This window comes from Massilia sp. Root335 (genome assembly GCF_001425685.1).
Taxonomy (GTDB): Bacteria; Pseudomonadota; Gammaproteobacteria; order Burkholderiales; family Burkholderiaceae_D; genus Telluria; species Telluria luteola.
Genome location: NZ_LMCY01000021.1, coordinates 91,010 through 91,259 on the forward strand (window position 1 = coordinate 91,010; position 250 = coordinate 91,259).

General features: G+C 62.8%; 1 protein-coding gene. It reads left to right on the forward strand.

The annotated features are described in order from the left end of the window. Positions 1-250 (forward strand): GTP-binding protein (locus ASC93_RS32100; RefSeq protein ID WP_229412644.1); only part of this gene is annotated, 250 nt, incomplete at both ends.

Sequence of the window (250 nt, forward strand, 5' to 3'; positions counted from 1 at the left end):
CGCCCAGATGGACGGCGCGATCCTGGTGTGCTCGGCCGCTGACGGTCCGATGCCGCAGACGCGCGAACACATCCTGCTGGCTCGCCAGGTGGGTGTTCCGTACATCATCGTGTTCCTGAACAAGTGCGACCTGGTCGACGACGCAGAACTGCTGGAACTGGTCGAAATGGAAGTGCGCGAGCTCCTGTCGAAGTACGAGTTCCCGGGCGACGACCTGCCGATCATCAAGGGTTCGGCTCGTATGGCGCTG